The organism is uncultured Planktosalinus sp., assembly GCF_963973675.1.
In the GTDB taxonomy this organism is placed as follows: Bacteria; Bacteroidota; Bacteroidia; order Flavobacteriales; family Flavobacteriaceae; genus Planktosalinus.
The window spans coordinates 1-4,727 of the sequence record NZ_CAXBAN010000205.1 but is presented as its reverse complement, the minus strand read 5'-3'; the positions used below and the strand labels follow the sequence as shown (position 1 = coordinate 4,727).

General features: G+C 36.8%; 7 protein-coding genes. 5 read left to right on the top strand and 2 right to left on the bottom strand.

Annotated elements, in window-relative coordinates; genetic code table 11:
• The 3 genes from AACY61_RS08880 to aroQ form a co-directional block, all read left to right on the top strand.
• Positions 1-383 (top strand): porin family protein (locus AACY61_RS08880; protein ID WP_339611222.1); only part of this gene is annotated, 383 nt, incomplete at its 5' end.
• An 85-nt stretch (positions 384-468) separates the two neighbouring features.
• Positions 469-981, top strand: coding sequence for a hypothetical protein (locus AACY61_RS08875; protein WP_339611221.1), 513 nt, complete (start codon positions 469-471; stop codon positions 979-981).
• A gap of 13 nt (positions 982-994) precedes the next feature.
• Positions 995-1,417 carry a type II 3-dehydroquinate dehydratase gene (gene aroQ / locus AACY61_RS08870; protein ID WP_339611220.1) on the top strand — a complete coding sequence of 141 codons (423 nt, stop codon included), beginning with the start codon at positions 995-997 and terminating at the stop codon, positions 1,415-1,417.
• A 10-nt stretch (positions 1,418-1,427) separates the two neighbouring features.
• Here aroQ and AACY61_RS08865 read toward each other — a convergent pair whose 3' ends face one another.
• Entirely contained in the window at positions 1,428-1,982 is a 555-nt protein-coding gene (locus AACY61_RS08865) for a thioredoxin family protein (RefSeq protein ID WP_339611219.1), read from the bottom strand.
• A gap of 144 nt (positions 1,983-2,126) precedes the next feature.
• Between AACY61_RS08865 and AACY61_RS08860 the strand changes: the two genes are divergently transcribed.
• Positions 2,127-2,435, top strand: a complete 309-nt coding sequence (locus AACY61_RS08860) for a phosphoribosylpyrophosphate synthetase (protein WP_339611218.1) — start codon at positions 2,127-2,129, stop codon at positions 2,433-2,435.
• Positions 2,435-2,773, top strand: coding sequence for a tRNA-binding protein (locus tag AACY61_RS08855; RefSeq protein ID WP_339611217.1), 339 nt, complete (start codon positions 2,435-2,437; stop codon positions 2,771-2,773). The genes AACY61_RS08860 and AACY61_RS08855 overlap by 1 nt, the downstream gene beginning before the upstream one ends.
• Here the strand turns inward: AACY61_RS08855 and AACY61_RS08850 are convergent.
• A partial coding sequence (locus AACY61_RS08850) for a zinc carboxypeptidase (RefSeq protein ID WP_339611216.1) occupies positions 2,774-4,727 on the bottom strand: 1,954 nt, incomplete at its 5' end.

Here is a 4,727-nt window from a genome sequence, read left to right as displayed (position 1 = left end):
CATTAATGGGCAATATTTCATTACAACCAGAACTTTTATATTCTATGAAAGGAACAAACTGGAATGACACTAATCTAGACTATATTGATTTGCCTATTATGGGTAAATACAATTTGCCCTGGGTGAATGGGTTAAGTGGAGAATTTGGACCAGTAATTGGTATTTTAATGGGTGCTGAACAAAATGGTAATGATGTGAAAGATTTCTATAAAACTATTGATGCCGCTATTGCCATAGGTGCTACTTATAAACTTAATATGGGTGTGTTCTTTAGCTTAAGGTATAACAATGGGTTAATTGATGTAGATGACTTTGATGATAACTACAATTCATGGAGAGGTAAGAACAATGTATTCCAGGTTTCAGCCGGATATGCATTTTAAAACGATTAATTAATAGAATTAGAAAAAGCAAGGACAATGTTCTTGCTTTTTTTATTTATTTTAGCCGGAAATCTAAATTAATACCATGAAAAAACGAATTAGTGTTTTAAGTTTTCTATTGATTGCTGTATTTAGTTTACAGGCTCAGCAAAAACAAGGTGTAAAATTAGAGGGAGGTATAGCACTTCCTGTGGGTGAGAATCTTGTTGAAACCACATTTGGTTTAGGAGCTGACCTGAGTTTTTTATTTAATATTGCCGGATCACTTCAAATGGGACCCTCAGCCGGATTTTACAATTACTTTGGAAAAGGCAGCACACTTCCACCCGCAATAGGAGGAGGTACAGCGAGTGATGTTCAAATAGCGCCACTGGCAGTGACTTCAAGATATTATGTAATTAAGGAACTGTTTATGGGAGTTGACCTTGGTTATGGATTGCGTCTGGATAAAGATTTTGAAGACGAAAGCGGTTTTTATTATAAACCAAAAATTGGCTTTAGTTTTGGGCCATTAAGCACCTTACTTTCTTACTCAAGTGTGACAGGTGAATTAGATGATTTTAGCGCTGTTCATTTAGGATTTGAAATAGCATTTTAAAATACTCTAATATATGAAACTTATCATCATTAACGGTCCGAATTTAAATTTGTTGGGCACGCGCGAAAAGGATATTTATGGCGCCGCCTCTTTTGATGATTTTTTTGTAAAAATGCAATTTATGTACCGTGAATTGGAATTGCACTTATATCAATCAAATATTGAAGGGAATCTTATTGATAAAATCCAGGAGGCAGCAACATCATTTGACGGAATTATACTTAACGCAGCAGCTTATACGCACACTTCTGTAGGAATCGGTGATGCTGTAAGGGCTATCGAAACTCCGGTGGTTGAAGTGCATATCTCCAATACTTTTGCAAGAGAAGAGTTTAGACATAATTCGCACATTGCACCATTTGCTAAAGGTGTAATTATTGGTTTTGGGTTACAGAGTTATGAACTGGCTATACAGAGTTTTTTAATAGAATCTTAGTAGTAGGGATTTACTTCCATTTTATATTACACCCTACACTTGGTTTTTGGTCTTTCCGTTGCGGACTGTTGCTCAAAAGATTGTCCAATGCCTCCCGTAAGTCTCTTCCGGTTACCTGTATACTGTTTCCGGGTCTTGAGTTGTCCAGCTGACCTCTGTAAACCAGCTTTTGCTCATCGTCAAAAACATAAAAATCTGGCGTGCAGGCAGCATCATAGGCTTTGGCAACTTCCTGAGTTTCGTCATACAGATAAGGAAAAGGATAATGGTCTTTTTCAGCAAGTTGTGCCATTTCTTCAGGACTGTCTTGTGGGTAGTTAACAGCATCGTTACTGCTTATTGCAACAAAACCGAACCCTTGTACCCTATAATCGTTGGCCACTCGTATTATTTCATCTATTACATGTTTAACAAACGGACAATGGTTACAAATAAACATAACAACCAACCCATGTTTTCCATAGACCTCGTGCGAAGTCATAAATTTATTGGTAACAACATTTAGTAATTTAAAATCGGGTGATTTAGTTCCCAAAGGAAGCATATTAGAAGGAGTTCTAGCCATTGTTTTTTATTTTCTAAATTACAATTTTTTTACTGATTCAAAGGTTTTGAATTTTAAAAAAAATGCTAAATCTTTGGTAAGTCAGTGCTTTGATTGTAAATTTAGAAGAATTTACAGTTTAAATACTTTTAAAACCAATTCACCGTGAATAGTTCATACAACACATTATCAGAAGCAATAAAAGATTTTCAAAGTAAAGGATATACGGAAGATTTTAATCTTCTTGAAAATCACATCGAATCAAGATCTTTAAAAAAGAAATGGGCACCTGACGAATTGATCGTTATTAAATTCTATCGATTTGAAGGCGAGTCAAATCCTGCAGACAACTCCATTCTTTATGTTATTGAAACCACCGATGGCACCAAGGGCTTGCTGGTTGATAGTTATGGAGCACAACGTGGTGCTGTTTCTTCAGAAATGATTCAAAAGCTTAAAATGAATCCACATTGATGAATACAATCAGCTGGAATCAATTTTCTCAAATTGATATGCGTGTTGGAACCGTGATTCAGGTTGAACTTTTTCCGGAAGCTAAAAAACCTGCCTATAAACTCACTTTGGATTTTGGAAATGAAATCGGAATCAAGAAAACATCAGCTCAACTCACTAAGCGATACACCCCCGAACAACTACTTCACAAACAAGTGGTCGCAGTCGTAAATTTTCCACCCAAACAAATTGCCAATTTCATGAGCGAGTGCTTGATTTTGGGTGCAGTAGATCAAGAAAATGATGTGATTTTAATGCAACCTGAAAACAAAGTCAAAAATGGTTTACGGATTTTATAATCACATAAATTCCCCAAAAAAGATAGCATTCATTAACAGTTTGTTAGTTCCAAACCAAAACGCCCTGAAGTTGGTGTTTTCTGAAAACAGTAATATCTTTCCTCTTCCTAAACCGGCTGCTTTAAAAACAGATGAACCCCCTAATTTTTCCAAGGTTTCTTTGTGAATATATCCGCTCATCAGAGGCGTTTCAGTAAAAACTATAGGATTGTTATAACTTTGTGAATCGGCTTCCATCATTAATGTGGAATTTTTAAACACAGGTAAAACACTGTTTTTATATCCAAAGGCAATGGGGTGTGAGCGGTCAATTTGAGTTTCAAAAATTGCACCACCAATACGTTTGGCACCAAAAAACTCTCTTCGGTGTTCAAAAGAAACATCTTTGGCAGTATCACTTGTAGACTTGAATTTGATTTTAAGAAGGTCGTTACTATTTGCCCACCGGGCTGCATTTTTGTAACCAATCAGTACACCTCCGCCTCGAATCCAATCTTTAAGTTTATCAGTAGCATCTTTGTCGAGTGCTGAACCCCAGCTATTGGGCAGTATAAGGTGAGTATAGCTGCTTAAGTCAGTTCTGTTGAAGTTTCGGGTATCCAGCTTTGTCAAGCGCATTTCAAATCGCTGGTCAAACAGATGCCATATTTCACCGGCATCATAGGGTGTAACACCATCACCAACCAAAAGAGCAACTTTAGGCTTTGTAATCGTTTCAAAATTATTACTCCCTAAGTCAATTCCCTGTGTTAAACCTGTGCTTACTGGGGTAATATCAATATGTGAATGCCTTGCAATTTGATTGATTGCAGAAGCTAGTTCAGTCTTATTTAAAGGTTGGTTTTGCACAGGAATCATTATTGTACCATAATCGTAAAACTTTCCATTCAAAGAAAAAGTTTTTAGTGCAACTTTGGTTCTAATTCCTTTTTGCACTAGTTGATTTAAAGCTTTTGGGGCATAATATTCATGCCACTCCATTAAATAGGCATACTCTGAAGCTGCAACAGTTTTGATTTCACGTAAAGCAATTTCTTCAATTTCGTTTCCGGCATTACCCATTGAAACATTTTCATTGTAATCTAAGTTGAATGCCAGTGGAAATGTCCAAGCAGAAACATCATAAAACAAACTGTCTTTAAAGCTGGTGCGTGTTTCAAATATAGCGTTGATTAATCTTGCGTGCTTTTGATTTTTGGGTACGATGTAGCTATATCCTTTTTTATAATTTTTTCCGTTTAAGTTAAAATCGTTTTTGATTTCATGAACTTTTATCTGATGTTGTTTTAGTATTTCTGCAAGATGAAAAGCTTTGGCAGCATCTTTTTCATCGCCAAATACGAGCGCACCAGATTTGGATTCATTCCTTGCATCCTGAAAAAACTGACGTTGGTAGTTGAGTAGGTTTTCGCGTAAAGCAACACCTGCATCGATGGTTGAAAGAGCGGTTACAAACTGATTTCTGATGGTGAAAGGAAAAGTAAGCAAACCATTATCACTTTCCTGGGCATGTCCTCTGGAAGAAGCCTGTTCAAATAAAATTCCGATACCGCCATTGATATCCGGAAAGGTAGAACCTTTGCCATAATAATAATCATCAAAATCTTCTTTTGCATAGTATAAACTACCTATTTGGTCCAAAGCTTTGGCATGAAAATCAGCGATATCACCTGTTAGTTCTTGATTTTTTGCGGGAGTTAAAGGATGTGTTCTTTCAGGAATACCCGGTTGAAAGAAAAAAGTGCTGTTAGTGCCCATTTCGTGGTGGTCAGTCAAAATATTTGGATACCATTTATGGAAGGTCGCTACCCGCGCCCTGCTTTCTGGTAGTTGTGCGGGCAACCAGTCGCGGTTCATGTCAAACCAATAGTGATTGGTGCGTGCACCAGGCCACGATTCACTATATTCACGATCGTTTGGGTCTGGATTGATGTTTTTACTTTTGTGCATATTT